At 60.4% G+C, this 16,536-nt stretch carries 17 protein-coding genes and 2 pseudogenes; 13 read left to right on the plus strand and 6 right to left on the minus strand.

Annotated elements, in window-relative coordinates:
* Positions 1-128 precede the first annotated feature (128 nt).
* The 8 genes from HXO69_RS01845 (at position 129) to HXO69_RS01880 (ending at position 8,924) form a co-directional block, all read left to right on the plus strand.
* Positions 129-1,592 (plus strand): O-acetylhomoserine aminocarboxypropyltransferase/cysteine synthase family protein, encoded by a 1,464-nt coding sequence (locus tag HXO69_RS01845; RefSeq protein WP_296544962.1) that lies wholly within the window; start codon positions 129-131, stop codon positions 1,590-1,592.
* On the plus strand, positions 1,592-2,098 hold the full coding sequence (locus HXO69_RS01850) for a CoA-binding protein (protein ID WP_005509183.1): 507 nt from the start codon (positions 1,592-1,594) through the stop codon (positions 2,096-2,098). Before HXO69_RS01845 ends, HXO69_RS01850 begins: the two co-directional genes overlap by 1 nt.
* Before the next feature lie 731 nt (positions 2,099-2,829).
* The gene (locus tag HXO69_RS01855) at positions 2,830-3,981 is read left to right on the plus strand and encodes a PLP-dependent aspartate aminotransferase family protein (RefSeq protein ID WP_012904272.1); all 1,152 of its coding nucleotides are present in this window, start codon (positions 2,830-2,832) and stop codon (positions 3,979-3,981) included.
* A gap of 299 nt (positions 3,982-4,280) precedes the next feature.
* A complete protein-coding gene (locus tag HXO69_RS01860; RefSeq protein WP_070833433.1) occupies positions 4,281-5,441 on the plus strand; it encodes a PLP-dependent aspartate aminotransferase family protein in 1,161 nt (386 codons plus the stop codon).
* A gap of 103 nt (positions 5,442-5,544) precedes the next feature.
* The gene (locus HXO69_RS01865) at positions 5,545-6,390 is read left to right on the plus strand and encodes a transporter substrate-binding domain-containing protein (RefSeq protein WP_296544967.1); all 846 of its coding nucleotides are present in this window, start codon (positions 5,545-5,547) and stop codon (positions 6,388-6,390) included.
* 267 nt (positions 6,391-6,657) lie between these two features.
* Entirely contained in the window at positions 6,658-7,479 is an 822-nt protein-coding gene (locus HXO69_RS01870; RefSeq protein WP_296544969.1) for a transporter substrate-binding domain-containing protein, read from the plus strand.
* A gap of 28 nt (positions 7,480-7,507) precedes the next feature.
* Positions 7,508-8,182 carry an amino acid ABC transporter permease gene (locus tag HXO69_RS01875; protein WP_049340190.1) on the plus strand — a complete coding sequence of 225 codons (675 nt, stop codon included), beginning with the start codon at positions 7,508-7,510 and terminating at the stop codon, positions 8,180-8,182.
* Positions 8,175-8,924 (plus strand): amino acid ABC transporter ATP-binding protein, encoded by a 750-nt coding sequence (locus tag HXO69_RS01880; protein WP_296544971.1) that lies wholly within the window; start codon positions 8,175-8,177, stop codon positions 8,922-8,924. Before HXO69_RS01875 ends, HXO69_RS01880 begins: the two co-directional genes overlap by 8 nt.
* Before the next feature lie 99 nt (positions 8,925-9,023).
* Here the strand turns inward: HXO69_RS01880 and HXO69_RS01885 are convergent, their stop codons facing one another.
* A complete protein-coding gene (locus tag HXO69_RS01885; protein ID WP_296544972.1) occupies positions 9,024-9,815 on the minus strand; it encodes a trimeric intracellular cation channel family protein in 792 nt (263 codons plus the stop codon).
* A gap of 230 nt (positions 9,816-10,045) precedes the next feature.
* Between HXO69_RS01885 and HXO69_RS01890 the strand changes: the two genes are divergently transcribed.
* Together HXO69_RS01890 and HXO69_RS01895 are read left to right on the plus strand one after the other, a co-directional pair.
* Positions 10,046-10,249, plus strand: coding sequence for a hypothetical protein (locus tag HXO69_RS01890; protein WP_296544974.1), 204 nt, complete (start codon positions 10,046-10,048; stop codon positions 10,247-10,249).
* Positions 10,250-10,346: 97 nt separating this feature from the next.
* Positions 10,347-10,997, plus strand: a complete 651-nt coding sequence (locus tag HXO69_RS01895; protein WP_296544975.1) for an L-alanine-DL-glutamate epimerase — start codon at positions 10,347-10,349, stop codon at positions 10,995-10,997.
* Between the two features lie 129 nt (positions 10,998-11,126).
* On the opposite strand, the gene HXO69_RS01900 is transcribed toward HXO69_RS01895, so the two are convergent.
* The 3 genes from HXO69_RS01900 to HXO69_RS01910 all read right to left on the minus strand — a co-directional run bounded on the left by HXO69_RS01900 (position 11,127) and on the right by HXO69_RS01910 (position 12,825).
* Entirely contained in the window at positions 11,127-11,585 is a 459-nt protein-coding gene (locus tag HXO69_RS01900; protein WP_365668067.1) for a GNAT family N-acetyltransferase, read from the minus strand.
* 124 nt (positions 11,586-11,709) lie between these two features.
* Positions 11,710-12,240 carry a carboxymuconolactone decarboxylase family protein gene (locus tag HXO69_RS01905; protein ID WP_296544978.1) on the minus strand — a complete coding sequence of 177 codons (531 nt, stop codon included), beginning with the start codon at positions 12,238-12,240 and terminating at the stop codon, positions 11,710-11,712.
* 3 nt (positions 12,241-12,243) lie between these two features.
* Positions 12,244-12,825, minus strand: coding sequence for a peroxiredoxin (locus tag HXO69_RS01910; protein ID WP_049346562.1), 582 nt, complete (start codon positions 12,823-12,825; stop codon positions 12,244-12,246).
* A 250-nt stretch (positions 12,826-13,075) separates the two neighbouring features.
* On the opposite strand from HXO69_RS01910, the gene HXO69_RS01915 reads away from it, so the two are divergent.
* Positions 13,076-13,708, plus strand: coding sequence for a GNAT family N-acetyltransferase (locus HXO69_RS01915; protein ID WP_070818984.1), 633 nt, complete (start codon positions 13,076-13,078; stop codon positions 13,706-13,708).
* Between the two features lie 65 nt (positions 13,709-13,773).
* On the opposite strand, the gene HXO69_RS01920 is transcribed toward HXO69_RS01915, so the two are convergent.
* Positions 13,774-14,091, minus strand: a complete 318-nt coding sequence (locus tag HXO69_RS01920; RefSeq protein WP_070615466.1) for an acylphosphatase — start codon at positions 14,089-14,091, stop codon at positions 13,774-13,776.
* Between the two features lie 283 nt (positions 14,092-14,374).
* On the opposite strand from HXO69_RS01920, the gene HXO69_RS01925 reads away from it, so the two are divergent.
* Both HXO69_RS01925 and HXO69_RS01930 read left to right on the plus strand, forming a co-directional pair.
* Complete coding sequence (locus tag HXO69_RS01925) at positions 14,375-15,958, plus strand: DHA2 family efflux MFS transporter permease subunit (protein WP_296544981.1); 1,584 nt, start codon at positions 14,375-14,377, stop codon at positions 15,956-15,958.
* Positions 15,959-16,113: 155 nt separating this feature from the next.
* Positions 16,114-16,251: pseudogene (locus tag HXO69_RS01930) on the plus strand (C4-dicarboxylate ABC transporter substrate-binding protein); the annotation flags it as partial.
* A 175-nt stretch (positions 16,252-16,426) separates the two neighbouring features.
* Here HXO69_RS01930 and HXO69_RS01935 read toward each other — a convergent pair.
* Positions 16,427-16,536 (minus strand): annotated as a pseudogene (locus tag HXO69_RS01935) (DUF1269 domain-containing protein); the annotation flags it as partial.

Here is a 16,536-nt window from a genome sequence, read left to right on the forward strand (position 1 = left end):
TCATAATCCGCAATAAACGACATATAGGTACCCGCACTTGGTGGACCCCGCCGCCGGTGGCACAGTATAAAGTCGAGCCACTATCGACTCCCCGCACACAGGCGGGCAGATACACCAGGAGCAAACCAATGGCTGAACACACTTTCGGCTTCCGCACCCGCGCACTGCACGCGGGCGGCACCCCCGACGCTGAACACGGTGCCCGCGCGGTCCCCATCTACCAGACTTCCTCCTTCGTCTTCAAAGACGCTGACGACGCGGCGAACCTCTTCTCCCTGCAGAAGTACGGCAACATCTACTCGCGCCTGTCCAACCCCACCGTCGCCGCGCTGGAGGAGCGCATCGCCTCCCTCGAAGGCGGTATCGGTGCGGTAGCGACCGCCTCCGGCATGGCTGCCGAGTTCATCACTTTCGCGGCGCTCTGCCAGCAGGGCGACCACATTGTGGCTTCTTCGCAGCTGTACGGCGGCACCGTCACCCAGCTGGACGTGTCCCTGCGCCGCTTCGGCATTGAGACCACTTTCGTGCCTGGTACCGACCCCGCCGACTACAAGGCGGCACTGACCGAGAACACCAAGGCAATCTACACCGAGATCGTGGCGAACCCCTCCGGTGAGGTTGCCGACCTGGAAGGCCTCGCAGAGGTCGCACACGAGGCGGGCATCCCCCTGGTCGTGGACGCAACCCTGTCCACCCCGTACCTGATTCGTCCCCTCGAACACGGCGCCGACATCGTCATTCACTCGGTCACCAAGTTCCTGGGCGGTCACGGCACCACCCTCGGCGGCATTGTGGTCGAGTCCGGCCGCTTCAACTGGGGTAACGGCAACTTCCCGTCCATGACCGAGCCCGTGCCCTCCTACAACGGCGTGTCCTGGTGGGGTAACTTCGGCGAGTACGGCTTCCTCACCAAGCTGCGTTCCGAGCAGCTGCGTGACTTCGGCCCGTCGCTGAGCCCGCAGGCCGCGTTCAACCTGCTGCAGGGTGTTGAGACCCTGCCGCAGCGCATGGACGCGCACCTCGCCAACGCTAAGCAGGTCGTCAACTGGCTGGTTGAGGACGCCCGCATCGCCTACGTGAACTACGCCGGCCTGCCCGACCACCCGCACCACGAGCGTGCGAAGAAGCTGCTGCCGCTGGGTGTTGGTTCCGTGTTCTCCTTCGGTGTGAAGGGCACTGAGAAGGCTTCGGGCCGCCTGGTCGGTGGCGAGTTCATTGGTGCGCTGCAGCTGGCAAGCCACCTGGCGAACATCGGTGACTCCCGCACCCTGGTTCTGCACCCGGGTTCGACCACGCACCAGCAGCTCTCCAGCGAGCAGCTTGAGGCTGCCGGCGTGGGCGAGGACCTGATCCGCATCTCCGTGGGTCTGGAAGATGTGGAAGACATTATCTGGGACCTGGACCAGGCACTGACCTACGCGACCGGCCTGAACCACGCCGGTGAGCGTGTGGGCGAGTCCAGCGCAGACAAGATTGTGGAGGCCGAGGAGGCCGTTGCCGCCGCCAAGGCCGCCGAGGACGCTGCCGCCGCTGAAGCTGTTGCTGGCGCGTCCTGCTCCCTGCCCGCCGCTACCGCTCAGGAGGAAAAGTAATGACCGAGAAGCGTACCTGGGTGGGTCCTTCCGCCCCTGAGCGTCTGAACATTCTGCGTAATACCCGCACGATCGCGATTGTGGGTATGAGCGATAAGATTTCGCGTGCCTCGTACTTTGTGGCAACGTACCTGCAGTCGGCTTCGCCGTACAAGCTGTATTTTGTGAACCCGATTCTGGCGGCGAAGGGCAAGCTTGTGCTGGGTCAGCCGGTGTACCCGTCGCTGCAGGACCTGCCGGAGGTTCCGGATCTGGTGGAGATTTTCCGCCGTAACGAGGACCTGCCGGGCGTGGTTCAGGAGGCTGTTGATCTGGGCGCTAAGACCGTCTGGATGCAGCTGGGCTCCTGGAGCGAGGAGGCTGCCGCGATTGGTGAGGCTGCCGGCCTGAATGTGGTGATGGATAAGTGCGTGAAGATTGAGCATGCGCGTTTCCACGGTGGTCTGCACTTGGCTGGTTTCAATACGGGCGTGATTTCTTCGAAGCGTCAGGTGCTGTCGAAGTAGCCTGTGCTGTATAAGCCGCGGCTATGGCTTGTAATTACAAAAATTAGGCGCTTGTAAGCGTTTGAGCGGAAGGGGGCGTACCCGGGGTGATTCCCGGGTGCGCCCCTCCCGTATTTCTGCCGGTGTCTCTGATTTCCCTTGAGGTCGTGTCTCGCCGGTGTTACTCTGCTAGTAACAGTCCCCCCTCCGCCTCTGATTCAAGCGCATCTCGAGGGGGTCCTTTTTATGTTCGGTTCTACGGCGAACCGAAGTACGGCAGAGTACATGGGAGTAAACCATAAGCACTTTGAGGGTCGTCTTAGGTCTCTGACTACTCTGAGAAACCGTGTAGCTCATGGTTCTCGTCTCTGGATGATGCCGACGACTGATACCTCTGCAAAGCCCAAAATTCCGGCGTGTTTGGGCGAGATTGAGAGCGCAGCATCGCCCCTAGTGGAGGGAAGTTCAGCTTTAAGGTAAACCTACCCTTATGTTCTGGGGTGCTGAGCCGGTATCCTAGTGTGGAGCCCGGCGGCCGGTACTCAGCACACACGCGTACCGCCCGCCGGGTCTTTTCCCGCGCGAAATATGACGAAATATATGTCTAAAATGTCGAAATATAACGCTATTTTTCGGTCATAAAAAGTCACTCGGTCACAGAAAAGAAAAAACTAGTCAGCCACTAAAAAGAGCCATAAGCTAGCAATATATTTATCCCCCGCATTTTATGCCCAACCTTAGCCGAGGACAGCATGACCGGATTCACCACGAAGGCAATTCACACCACGGACCGCGACAACCCGTACGGCTCCATCCTGCCTCCGATCTACACGACCACCACCTACGCCCAGCCCTGTGACGGCACCGAAGGCCCCTACGACTACCAGCGCGGCGGCAACCCCACCCGCGGAGCCCTCGAAACCACGCTCGCAACCCTCGAAGGCGCCAAGCACGCCTTCGCCTACCCCTCCGGAATGGGCGCCACCGCTGCCGCCCTCGGCATCCTCAAGGAAGGCGAAACCCTGCTGCTGGGCATGCCCTCCTACGGCGGCACCTACCGCTTCGCAACCATCGAACTGCCCGCCCGCGGCGTCAAGACCCGCTTCATCGGCGACTTCACGGCCCTCACCGACGAGGACTTCGCCGACAACGTGACCATGGTGTTCCTGGAGAGCCCCTCCAACCCGCTGCTTCGCGTGAGTGACATCGCCGCCATCGCAGAAATCGCCCACCGCAACGGTGCAATCGTGGTCGTCGATAACACCTTCATGACCCCGCTGCTGCAGAAGCCTCTCGACCTGGGCGCGGACATCAGCGTGCAGTCCGCCACCAAGTACCTGGGTGGCCACGCCGACCTGCTCGGAGGCGTCGCCGCAACCAACGATGACGCGCTCGCCGAGCGCCTCTGGCACCTGCAGATGATTACCGGCGCAATGCTTTCGCCCACCGACTCCTACCGCCTGCTGCAGGAAGTCAAGACCCTCAAGCTGCGCCTGACTCAGCAGCAGAAGAACACCATCGAGGTCATCAACTATCTGGAGGCGCACCCCGCCGTGAAGCGCGTGCTCTACGCAGGTTCGCACAGCGAGTATGAGGCGCAGGTGCACGCCCGCCAGGCGAACGGCCTGGGCGCGCTCATCTCCATGGAACTGGTGGACGGCGCCGACCTGCCCGCCTTCCTTGAAGCCCTGAAGATTTTCACCCACGCGGTGAGCCTGGGCGGTATCGAGTCGCTGGTGGTTCGCCCCGCGCTCATGGTGCAGGCTGCCTACACGCAGGCGCACCGCGACGAGTACGGCGTGAGCGACAACCTCATCCGCCTGGCGATCGGTATTGAGGAGATTGAGGACATCATCGAGGACCTGGAGCGCGGCCTGACCGCAGCCCTGGCTCATCAGGCGTAGTCCCCGAGCATCAGATACCGCGCGCCCGTATGGCGCGATTCTAGGTGCTTTGAATATATGTCGTATATAGCGCTCAAAATACCGGATTAATGTATTTCTTTCAATGTAAAAGAATGTTTTTAATGCGGGTATTTTGTGTGCCCTCACCGCATTTTTATATGACGTTGCGTGAACATATTAACCCCCGTGAAGTTTATCTAGAACGGCATAAAAAATGCGGGTAGGGTAAATCTCAGATACACGACGACACCCAGCAGCTACACCCGCGTTTGGGGTAGCCCGGACGAAAGAGAACCACCATGAGCCAGCAGAATCAGCTCGAACCGACCGGCTTCACGACCCGCACTATCCATGCCGTGCACGATACCCGCTACGATGCGTCCGTACCACCGGTCTACCTGGCGAGCACTTTCGGTACCGCAGGTGAGGACACCACCTACATGTATCAGCGCGGCGCGAACCCCACCCGCGATAACCTGCAGGCGACCCTCGCCGCCCTCGAGGGGGCCGAGCACGCTTATGCGTACCCCTCCGGCATGGCGGCAACCGCGGCGGCTCTTGGTGTTCTGGAGGCGGGCGACACCCTGCTGCTGGGCATGCCGACCTACGGCGGCACCTACCGCTTTGCGACCACCGAGCTGACTAAGCGCGCCGTGAAGACCCGCTTCATCAGTGACTTCACGACTCTGAGCGATGAGGACTTTACCCCGGACGTGAAGGTCGTCTTCCTTGAGACCCCCACGAACCCGACCCTGCAGGTCACTGACATTGCCGCGGTTGCGGAGCTGGCGCACCGCCACGGCGCCCTGCTGATCGTAGACAACACCTTCATGACCCCCTACCTGCAGCGTCCCCTGGAGCTCGGCGCGGACATCACCGTGCAGTCCGCCACCAAGTTCCTGGCCGGTCACGCAGACCTGCTTGCCGGCGTTGCGGCGACGAACGACCCCGACCTGGCGGTTCTGCTGCACCGCGGTCAGCTCGTTAGCGGTGCGCTGCTGCCCCCGATTGACTCCTACCGCCTGCTGCAGGACGTGAAGACCCTGGCCCTGCGCCTGGATCGTCAGCAGCAGAACACCCGCAAGATTATCGAGTTCCTCTCCGAACGTCCCGAGGTTGAGAAGATTTTCTACGCCGGTAGCTCCTCCGAGGAACAGGCGGAGGTGCAGTCCCGCCAGGCAAGCGGCATCGGCTCCGTCTTCTCACTGCTGCTCAAGGACGGCGGCGACGCGCAGGCCTTCGCCCGCGCCCTGCCCATCTTCGTGAACGCCGTGAGCCTGGGCGGCATCGAATCGCTCGTGAGCCTGCCCGCGCACACCACGCACGGCGCCTACGCCCAGGAGCACCGCGACGAGTTCGGCGTGGACGACCGCCTCGTGCGCCTGGCGATCGGCATCGAGGATGTTCAGGACCTCATCGCGGCACTGGAGATTGGCCTGAAGGCCGCCTTCGCCGGCTAAGTTCGTACCGCCGACTAGGCCTGTACCTCCGGTGAACGCCGCCGGTCCGTACCGCAGATTTCAACTTTCACACCACACATCAACGTAGATTAAGGAACCAAGAATGACCGTTCTCAACACCTCCACCGTGCTGAACCGACGCTCCCTGCTGCTGGGCGCTGCCCTTGCCGGAACCACCGGCCTGCTCGCCGCCTGCTCCGGCGGTAACAGCTCTAGCGCAGGCAGCTCGCAGAGCGCCTCCAACCTGCTGGAGTCCATCAAATCCGCGGGCAAGATCCGCATCGGCGTGGAGGGCACCTATCGCCCCTACACCTACCACGACGCCTCCGGTAAGCTCGCCGGCTTCGAGTACGACATCGCCGAGACCCTCGCCAAGGACCTGGGCGTGACCGCCGAGTACATCGAAACTCCCTGGGACTCGCTTATCGCCGGCGTGGACGCGGGCCGCTACGACATCGTGCTCAACAACGTGGCACCCACCGAGGAGCGTAAGAAGAAGTACGATTTCTCCGTGCCCTACGCGCACTCCCGTGCCCGCGTGGGCGTGAAGAAGGACTCGAGCCTGAAGAACGCCTCCGAAATCTCCGGCCACACCGCCGCCCAGAGCGCGACCAGCAATTATCGCAAGCTCGTAGAGGAACGCGGTGCCACCATTATCGAGGTCACAGGCTTCGATGAGGCCATCGAGCAGGTGCTCACCGGCCGTGCCGAGCTGACCGCCAACGACTCTGTGTCCTTCGCCGAGTACTTCAAGGAGCACCCGGACGCCAACCTGCGCCTGCTGGAGGGGGAGGTCGGCCCCGGCACCAACGTCGCCGTTCTGCTGCCCAAGAACCAGACCGCGCTGAAGGATGCGATTGACGCCTCCATCAAGAAGCACCTGGGCAACGGCGACTTCAAAGCAATTTTCGAGAAGCATGTGAGCGAGGACTTGAGCCCCGCCTCCTAAGCTTTCGTGAAAGGCTCGGAAGGGGCCCGGAAAGGGCTCACCCGCCAGGACTTCTGACACCGCGTCGTGGTTGATGTCTCAGCAGTTTTTTCCGCATTGATGAGAGAATATGACGGAATGTTACGTTGAATTCTCTCGGGTTGGGAATAGCTGTAGGATAGCCAGCGTTGCACCCGCAGAGAGGGGCACACCGCATGATGCCCCGGGTTACCTCAGGGTGACAACCCGCAACTACAAGAGCATCAACTACGACGCAAAGGAAGAACCATGTCCGCAATGATTAACCGCCGCACCGTCCTCGCAGGCTCCGCTTTCACCGGCCTGGCTGCACTGCTCGCAGCGTGCGGCTCGTCCAGCAGCAGCACTTCCGCATCCAGCACCAACAAGCTGGAGGCCATCAAGTCTGCCGGCAAGATTCGTGTGGGCCTGGAGGGCACCTACCGCCCCTTCTCCTTCCACGACTCGAACGGCACTCTGGTCGGCTTCGAGAAGGAAATCGCCGACCTGATCGCTAAGGACCTGGGCGTGACCGCCGAGTTCATCGAGACCCCCTGGGATTCGCTGATCGCCGGCGTGGACGCTGACCGCTACGACATCGTCATCAACAACGTCTCTGCAACCGACGAGCGTAAGCAGAAGTACGACTTCTCCGTACCCTACCTGTACTCCGAGCCGAAGGTCGCCGTGAAGAAGGACTCCTCCCTGCAGAACGTGAGCGAGATTTCTGGTCACTCCTCGGCGCAGTCTGAGACCTCGAACTTCCGCAAGATGGTGGAGGCGAAGGGTGCCTCGATCGTGGTCGTATCCGGTTTCGATGAGGCTATCGAGCAGGTCCTCTCGGGCCGTGCAGAGATGACCGCGAACGACTCCGTGTCCTTCGCCGAGTACTTCAAGGAGCACCCGGACGCTAACCTGCGCCTGCTCGCCGGTGACCTGGGCACCGGCAGCAACTCCTCCATCCTGCTGCCTAAGGGCCAGGACGCCCTGCGTAACGCTATCGACGAGTCGCTGAAGAAGCACCTGGAGAACGGTGACATCAAGGCGATTTACGAGAAGTACGTGGGCGAAGACCTCTCCCCGAAGAACTAACACTCTTATAAGGAGCTGAGTTCCGCGCATGGAACGCTACCTCAACCTCTGGGCAGAATCACTGCCGCAGCTGCTAGCCTCAACGGTGGCAGTGACCATCCCGCTATCGCTCATCTCCTTCGCGGTGGCGCTGCTGGTGGGCATTGTGTCTGCTGGCGCGCGTACGAGCCGCTTTGCACCGGTGAACTGGCTGGCGTGGGTGTACATTTGGGTTTTCCGTGGCACCCCGCTACTGGTTCAGCTGTTCATCGTCTTCTACGGCCTGCCGAAGGTCGGTATCGCCCTGGACGTGTGGAGCGCCGCAATCATCACGATGAGCCTGCACACCGGCGCGTACGTGGCTGAGACCTTCCGTTCCGCGGTGGCGGCTATTCCGCGCGGCCAGTTTGAGGCGGCGGCAACCCTGAACTTCACCCGCATGCAGACCCTGCGCCACGTCGTGATTCCGCAGGCGGTGCGTATTGCGTTGCCGAACCTGGGCAACAACTTCATCGACCTGATTAAGGGCACTTCGCTGGTGTCGGTCATTTCGATGGTTGACTTGTTCCAGACCGGTAAGCAGATCGCGTCGCGTACTTTCGAGCCGCTGGCAATGTACTCCGAGGTCGCCATCATTTATCTGGTGATTTTCACTCTGCTGACCGCCGCACAGTCGGCGCTGGAGAAGTACAGCAACCGTTACGTGAGGAGCAACAATGCTTAGCGTTGATTCCCTGTCGAAGAGCTTCGGCGATACGCAGGTGCTCAAGAACATCAGCCTGGACATCCCCGACGGTGAGACCACGGTGATTCTGGGCCCCTCCGGTAGCGGCAAGTCCACTCTGCTACGCTGCCTGAACCTGCTGGAAACCCCGCAGTCCGGCACGCTCACCATTGACGACGCGCAGGTGGACTACAGCCAGAAGCTCACCGACGCGCAGGTGCGTGATATTCGTTCCCGTTCGGCGATGGTGTTCCAACAGTTCAACCTGTTCCCGAACTACACGGCGCTGAAGAACGTGGCGCTCGCCCCGACCCTCAACGGCACCCTGAACGCTCGGGAGGCGCAGGAGCGTGCCCGCAAGCTACTGGCGAAGGTGGGTCTTGCCGATAAGGTGGATTCCTACCCGGACGCTCTCTCGGGTGGTCAGCAGCAGCGTGTGGCGATTGCCCGCGCGCTGGCGTTGGAACCCTCCTACCTGCTCTTTGACGAGCCGACGAGCGCTCTGGATCCTGAGCTGGAGGCGGAGGTTATTCGCGTGCTCATGCAGCTGGCGAAGGAGGGCCGCTCCCTGGTCATCGTGACGCACAATATGGCGTTTGCGAAGAAGGTTGCGGACCGTATCGTGTTCCTGGAGAACGGTACCCTGCGCTATAACGGCGAGCCGACCGGTTTCTTCGCCTCGGATGATGAGCGTATCCGCAAGTTCCTGACCGTGTACGACAGCACCGAGTACACGATTTAGTCGTACTGCATATAGTAAATATGGGCTGGTTTCTGCCGGTCAGATAATCATCTGACGTGCGAAAACCAGCCCATATTCTATATTCAGCATATATTCGTTCTACTCTGAAGGCCTCTTCAAGCGGCGGTACTCCTCCAGCTGCTCAGGACTGACCACCTGTAGCTGGTCGGTGAGCGGGTCACCTGGTGACCAGCCCTCATCCTGAACCGAGTTCTCTTCACGGTTGAAGAAGGTGAGCAGGCGGGGGCGGTGCACCTGAATGCCGCCCGGGGTGGTCGGCAGCTGCCAATTCTTCATATGGGAGAGCACACCAAACACCAGACACAAGAGAATAGACAGTGCCATCGCCAGGTTAGGGCGGTGGAACAAGCCGGTTACCAGAGCGGTTTCAGAAGCACCCATAAACGCGACTGTCGCGTACAGGGAGTTACCGCCAAAGATCGCCGGAATGCGGTTGACCATAATGTCACGGATAACGCCGCCACCAACCGCGGTGGTGATGCCCAGGGCGATGGCGGGCAGCCAGTGCAGGCCCAAATTTAGGGACTTAATGGTGCCGGTTGCAGCCCAGCATCCCATGCCCACGAAGTCGACAACGAGCATGGTTCGGGTCGCCCAGCGGGCACTCAAATCGATGCTGTACGCAAGGATGGAAGAAACGATAGCACCCACCCAGTAGCCGCCGTCAGTGAGTGCCACGGGCAGTCCGGAGTTCAGTAGGATGTCACGAATCATACCGCCGCCCATGCCGCAGGCGACCGCGAGCAGCAGGAAGCCCACAATGTCGAATCGGAAGGCGCGCGCTACAGCACCGCCGAGCAGGCCGTTAGCGACAACGGCGGCAATGTCGACGATGCGGAATACCTGATCTGGGTCAAAGAGCTCGTGCATGGGCGTTCTCCTGCGTACGTGATGCGTGTGCCGGTAGGGGAAGTGCGCGCAACGGGGGTCGGGTGACGACGTTATCACCGCATCCGGCGCTGTCTGCCTGTGCGCGTACCTGAATTGGCACCGATTTATTGTAGACCCGCCGCCGCCTCTGCTCCTAGTTAAAAGGTGCTCATGACGAGCTCTGAGACGTAACGGAGAAGCTTGTGGGCGCGCTAAAAGATGGGCGTAGAATGAGTGAATCTCCACCCCCAATGCTCTGTCATGATTGTTTTTGCGCTGGGTCCTTCCAGTACGGTAGCGGCATCATTTCTTCGCTACTGTTGGCGTTGAGCCCGTTGAATGCGGTGGAGTCCATGGCGGTCATGATGTTTGCCGGCGCGGCGCTGTCGGCGCTCATGGTGTGGTTGCCTTCGCGCAGGCGGAACGCTCGCTAAGCTGGAGCTAGACGAATACTAGAGGCATGTGGCCCGCTCGTTTGATAGACCGGGCCACATCGCAAATCGTTATCTGCGTAAGGTGAAAGGAGCCGCCGTGACGGTATCGCGTGACGAAGTTTTCGAAATCCTGCGGGGCGTGGTGCCCCGCCTGGAGGAGGCGCTTCCCGGCTGGTCGGTGCGCCCCAACATCACGGGTACCGGCGCGGTGGGGCTCTACCTGGACGGCCCCGCAATCTACCGGGACGGCGAGCCCCTGGCCGGCGTGAACGCCGAGGGTGAGCCGGTCGCCCGACACCTGTGCGGCACGATTCAGACCGCCGACCGCGGCCTGCCGCAGGAGCTGACCCAGGTGCGTTACCAGTACATCCTGGGCGTGAGCGTGGCGGAGCACGAGAGCGAGTACCCCGAGCCGGCCGACCTGGCGAGCGTGGGGGAGCCGAGCTGGGTTCCCGCGTTGAGGGCCCTGGAGGTGCTGGTGGAATCCGAGGGCCGCGAGGCGCTGTTCATCAGCCGCGGCGGGTACGTTCCGGGCCGTCGCGCCCTGGGTAAGCGCCGCGTGGCGCTGCGTCGAGAGCTCTTTCCGAGTAAGCCCTGGCTGGGGTTGGGCACGATTGATTGGTGCGCAGGCGTGCGCTCGACCCCGGTGTACGCCGAAGACTTGGCGGCTCTGGTTGCCGCGGCGACGCGCCTGGCGAGTAGCTGGGATGCCGCCCTGCGCACTGGCGCTGCGGACAGCCAAAAGTAGTTAAAACGAAGCGGCGCATCCGACCCGAAAAGGGAAGGATGCGCCGCTTCTGTGTAAGCTCTGACGCTTAGTGGGTTTAGCCCAGTGGTTCAGCCAGCTTGAATGAGTTGAGCCGCATGCGATATTGCCTTATCGATAGCATGCAAGGGTGATGCATCCTGCCGCCTCTACGGGGGCGTAACCGTAGCGTTTGTAGAGCGCAACGACGTGTTCACTGGCAACGTCGGTAGTAATGAGTCGCTGTCGAATGTCTTCTCGGTCAAAGTCACCAATGACACGCTTTAGAAGCGCAGAACCAACGCCTTGACGCTGAGCGTGCGGATGTACCAGAAGGTCCTGAATGTAAGCGATAGATTGACCGTCTCCGATGGCGCGTACTAGCCCGATGAGCCGTCCCGTTCCTTCAGGCGTTGCCTCTCGTGCGGTGTAGAGATACCGCGACCCTTCCAACATCGGGATGAGGCGTTCGGGTGTTCTGGTATAGGCGCTCCAGCCGACAGAATCGTAAAGCTCAGTGAGTTCTTCCACGTTGGGAAGGCTGGTGGAGGCCAAAATACAGTACCGCATACAGGCATTGTATAGCGCCATATCGGGGGAGTTAGGAAGCTGCCGCCCAATACGTTGCAGGGCTTGATGTGCGCATAAAAGCGGCGCATCCGACCCGTGATGGGTGGATGCGCCGCTTCTGTGTAAGCTCTAACGCTTAGTGGGTTTAGCCCAGTGCCTCAGCCAGCTGAATGCCCTGTGCCACGCCACCGAGGGTTGCAGCAATACGGATCAGGTCGTTGACCTGCTCCTTGGTTGCGCCCTCTTCACGCAGGGTGTGCTCGTGAGCCTCAACGCAGTGGGAGCAGCCGTTGACTGCGGACACTGCCAGTGCGAACATTTCGAAGTCCAGCTTCTCAATGCCACCGTTCTTACCGATGATCTGCATGCGCAGGTTTGCGCGCTGGTCATCGTATGCACCGTTCAGGAAGCCACGGGTGCGGTAGAAGATGTTGTTCATGCCCATGATGGTTGCAGCACCCAGAGCAGCCTCGTAAGCGGTGTCGCTCAGGTGCTCCTTAGCCTCTGCAGCAATCTCAACAACAACAGAGTCAACCTTGGTTGCTGCTGCGGTTGCGAGGATTGCGCCCCAGAGCTGCTGCTCGGACAGGGAGGTGATGCGGGGCAGGGAGGACAGGTTGAGGCTCATGTCCTTCGCGTAGGAAGGCAGAGCCGAACGCAGGTTATCGATGCTCATGGATTACTTCATCTCCTTGAATGCGTCGATGGTTGCTGCACCCTTCTTCCAGTTGCATGCGCACAGCTCGTCGGACTGCAGTGCGTCCAGCTGGCGGAGCACCTCGTCGGTGTTACGGCCGACGGAGTCAGCGGTAATGGAGACCGACTGGATGGTGTTGTGGGGGTCGATGATGAAGGTTGCGCGGTCTGCAACGCCGTCCTTGTTCAGGATGCCCAGTGCTGCGGTCAGTTCGCGCTTGAGGTCGGATGCCATGACGATGGGCAGATCCAGGAGCTCTTCGTGGGAGCGGCGCCATGCGTAGTGGGTGTACTCGTTGTCAACGGAAACACCGATCACCTGGGTGTCGCGTGCCTCGAACTCGTCAGCGAGCTTGCCGAATGCTGCGATCTCGGTGGGGCAAACGAAGGTGAAGTCCTTCGGCCAGAAGAAGACGACGCGCCAGGTGTCTTCGTCCAGACCCTCGGAGGAGACGGTGGTGAAGTAGTCTTCGGGCTTGGTTGCTTCGATGTCAGCCAGCTTACCGGGGACAACGCCGGTGAGCTCGTATGCGGGGAACTGGTCGCCGATGGTCAGAACTGCCATAGTGTTCTTCTTTCTGCTTGTGCCGCGCGGATTCGTTGCGCGGCGCTTGTTCTAAGTGGTGCCCATTGGGCGGGCTCGATAACTATTTTATTGTGAATAATTCATAATAATCAAGTAATGACGCATTAAAACAGAAGTGTTTAACTATGATTTGCATCACCGAACATTCCGAGGTGTCCAAAAAGCTTCTCCACGTGCAAATATCCATGCGCAAATCCCACCTACAAACCCCAGGGGTTAAGCTCGAATCATGACCCCCGAACACAGTAACTTCTCAGAACACAGCGAACATGCAGAGCCCAGCCAGCCCGAACTCATTACCGAACGCCTCACCCTGCGCCACCTGCGCGAGGCGGATATCCCCGACATCGTAGAAGCCTGCCGCGACCCGCAAATGATTCGCTACACCCGCGTACCGCTAAACTACACGCGCGCCGACGCTGAGGACTCCCTACTCACCACCGCCCGTCAAATTGCCGCCGGGCAAATCCAGCGCTGGGCGATTGACGCCTCCGGTGTGTTCGCGGGGAGTATCGAGCTGCGCCTACCTGACGGCACCCCCGAAAGCCCCGGAACCCGCGCCGAACTGGGCTATTACACCGCCCCGAAGGCGCGCGGCAAGGGCTATATGACCGAGGCGCTGCGAGCCGTCCTCGGCTACGCTTTCGACCCGCTCGGGCTGGGTCTCGAGACTGTCCGCTGGACCACCCTGGCGGGTAACGAGGCCTCCGAACGTGTGGCGGTTAAAGCGGGTTTCACCGGCATCTACGACGATATTGACCCGAACTCCGGTCGCCCCGATGAGAACGGTCACCCGGTGCAGCATCGGGTGCGCCGCGCCGATATGACCCGCGCGCAATTTGCGGCGCTCTGGGCTAACTAAACTGCGCTCTGGACGTAACGTGCACGGGGTTGAGCGGGAGCCCATGAGAAAGCCCCGCAATCTAGCTACCTGATGCCGAAGCCGCGGAACGAGCCGTTCGGCTCCTCCCACTCGACGAGAACCTCATCCACGCGCCCGGCGGTGTCGTCACCGCGCAGCACATCCACCAGGCGAGCGCAGGAGGCAGCGGTACCCTCCGCAACGACCTTCACGCGTCCGTCGTCGAGGTTCTCGGCGTAGCCGGTTAGGCCCATGGGCTTGGCGGTTCCGGCGCACCACCAGCGGAAACCCACGCCCTGCACTTTACCGCTGACGAAAGCGACGAGGCGGATTTCGGCGGGTTCTGCCGGGGTGCGATTGGTGAAGAAATCAAAGAAACCCATGGGTCCTCCCGGGGTCGTCTCATTGAGGGTGGTCTGATGGGGGCGCGCCAGCATTGGCGGCGCCCTGTCAGTTTCTATAGCTTCAGTCTAGAGGGTTCAGAGTGCTTCGGGGTGGCATCAGGGTGCCTGTTGCCCGGTTGCCTCGCGCACGCGTCGTGAACAGCTGAATTAGGGTAGAGCAACCGGAGCCGTGCCCACAAGGGGAGTAAGATGGGGTGATATTTATCAGCGGCAACGCTGAACACGCAGACTGTACCCGCAACGCTCATCCCCTGGAGGATCATTGAGTTCACACCCCAAGAAAGCGCCTCTCGTCGGTAACCCGGCGAAGGCACCCTACAAGCCCTGGCCTGCTCTCTGGTCCCTGGTTGTTGGCTTCTTCATGATTCTGGTGGACGGCAATATTGTCACCATCGCTCTGCCGCACATGCTGCAGGATTTGGATGCGTCCCTGTCGGCGGGCATGTGGGTAACGAGCGCCTACCTGCTGGCGTATGCGGTGCCGCTGCTCATTACCGGCCGTATGGGTGACCGCTTCGGTCAGAAGAACCTGTACATGATTGGTATGGCTATTTTTACTGCCGCTTCCCTGTGGTGTGGTCTGGCGCCGAACGTTGAGTCGCTGATTACTGCCCGCGTGGTGCAGGGCCTGGGTGCGTCGCTGATGACCCCGCAGACCATGTCTCTGATTACGCTGATGTTCCCGCCGAATGCGCGCGGTGTCGCCATGAGCATTTGGGGTGCGACCGCGGGTATTGCCGCGCTGGTCGGCCCGATTCTGGGCGGTGTGCTGGTGGATGCCCTCAGCTGGGGCTGGATCTTCTTCATCAACATTCCTGTTGGCCTGGTTGGTTTGTTCCTGGCGTGGCGTAATGTGCCGGTGTTTGAGGAGAAGAAGCACAGCTTCGACTGGTTGGGCGTGGTGCTTTCGGCGGTCGGCCTGTTCCTGCTGGTTTTCGGCATTCAGGAAGGCGCCACCTACGATTGGGGCACCATCACTGACTCGTTCATGGGTACCGGTATTGCGGTGAGCGTGTGGGGTCTGATTATTGCCGGCATTATGGTGCTGGCACTGTTTATCGGTTGGCAGGCGGTGAACCGCCACGAGCCGCTGGTTCCGCTGAGCCTGTTCAGTGACCGTAACTTCTCCGTGTCGAATGTGGCTATCGCCGCGATGGGTGTGGTCGCTATCAGCATGGCGTTCCCGCTGACCCTGTACCTGCAGCAGGTGGAGGGCATGAACCCGACCGAGGCGGCGCTGATGACTGCCCCGCTGGCTCTGTCTTCGGGTGTGTTGGCGCCGGTGGTGGGTGCGCGTCTGAACCGCTATGACCCCAAGTGGATTGCGGTGATTGGATTTACTCTGCTGGTGATTGGTTTTGCTCTGCTGCGCCCGACGATGGTTGCTGACGGTAACCTGTGGCTGATGGTTGGCCCGATGATTATCCTGGGTGCGGCGAACGCCTGCATTTGGGGTCCGCTGTCGGTGTCTGCGACCCGCAACCTGCCGCCGCAGCGTGCCGGTGCCGGTTCGGGCGTGTACAACGAGACCCGCCAGATGGCGTCGGTGCTCGGGTCGGCTGCGATTACCACGATTATGGCTTCTGCAATTACCTCGCAGCTGTCCGCGTTGGGTCCTGCCGCTGCGGCGGGCGGTAGCTCTCACAGCGGTGCTGGAGGCGGCGTACTTCCGCAGATTCTGCGTGAACCCTACGCGGCGGCAATGGCTGATTCCATGATGCTTCCCCTGGTTGCTGCGGCAGTGGGTGCGGTCGTGTGCCTGTTCTATGCCTCCAAGAAGACCTCCGAGGCAAAAGCCGCCGCACAGAACGCTGAGGCAGAGCCTGAGTCAGAAAACACTAAATAGAAGGCTTATCAGAGCGCTTTTACGGCATAAGCGGTGCATAACCTGAGATATGGTGCTATACCGGAGAAAATCTATATGCACTCTGTGTATGATGAAGCGGGTTATTGTTGCCCTGAGGTGTTGAAACCTCGTGAGAGCGCAATAACCCGCTGTAGAAGGACATCTTCGTGGAGATGGATTACATGCCCGGCCTGCTCGCTAGCGAGGATGAGCTGGACCGTATCACCGAATCTTTCGCCCAGCTTCCCCTGCGCAACCCCAACGGCACCACCGGCATCAACATCCACCTGGAGAAAGAGAGATGGCTAAAATCCCCACCTTGAGTTTGGTATTTTTGCCATTGTCTTCCTTGATTTGTTCAAGATCTTGAGCCAAAATCCTCACTTCCTCTTTCTAAAATCTAGTTTTTAAAAAAATAGGCTATCTACCAGAAGTAGATAGCCTATTTTTTATGAGATGCTTGGGTGCTTACGCTTTCAATTTGTCAAACTTTGCTTTGACATTCGCCTTGAATTCTTCAAGCTTAGCCTTGCGTTCGGCTTTACGTTCAGCCTTCATTTGTGCACGTGCCTGGTTGT

Origin of the sequence: Rothia sp. (in: high G+C Gram-positive bacteria) (assembly GCF_015265375.1) — a bacterium.
Taxonomy (GTDB): Bacteria; Actinomycetota; Actinomycetes; order Actinomycetales; family Micrococcaceae; genus Rothia.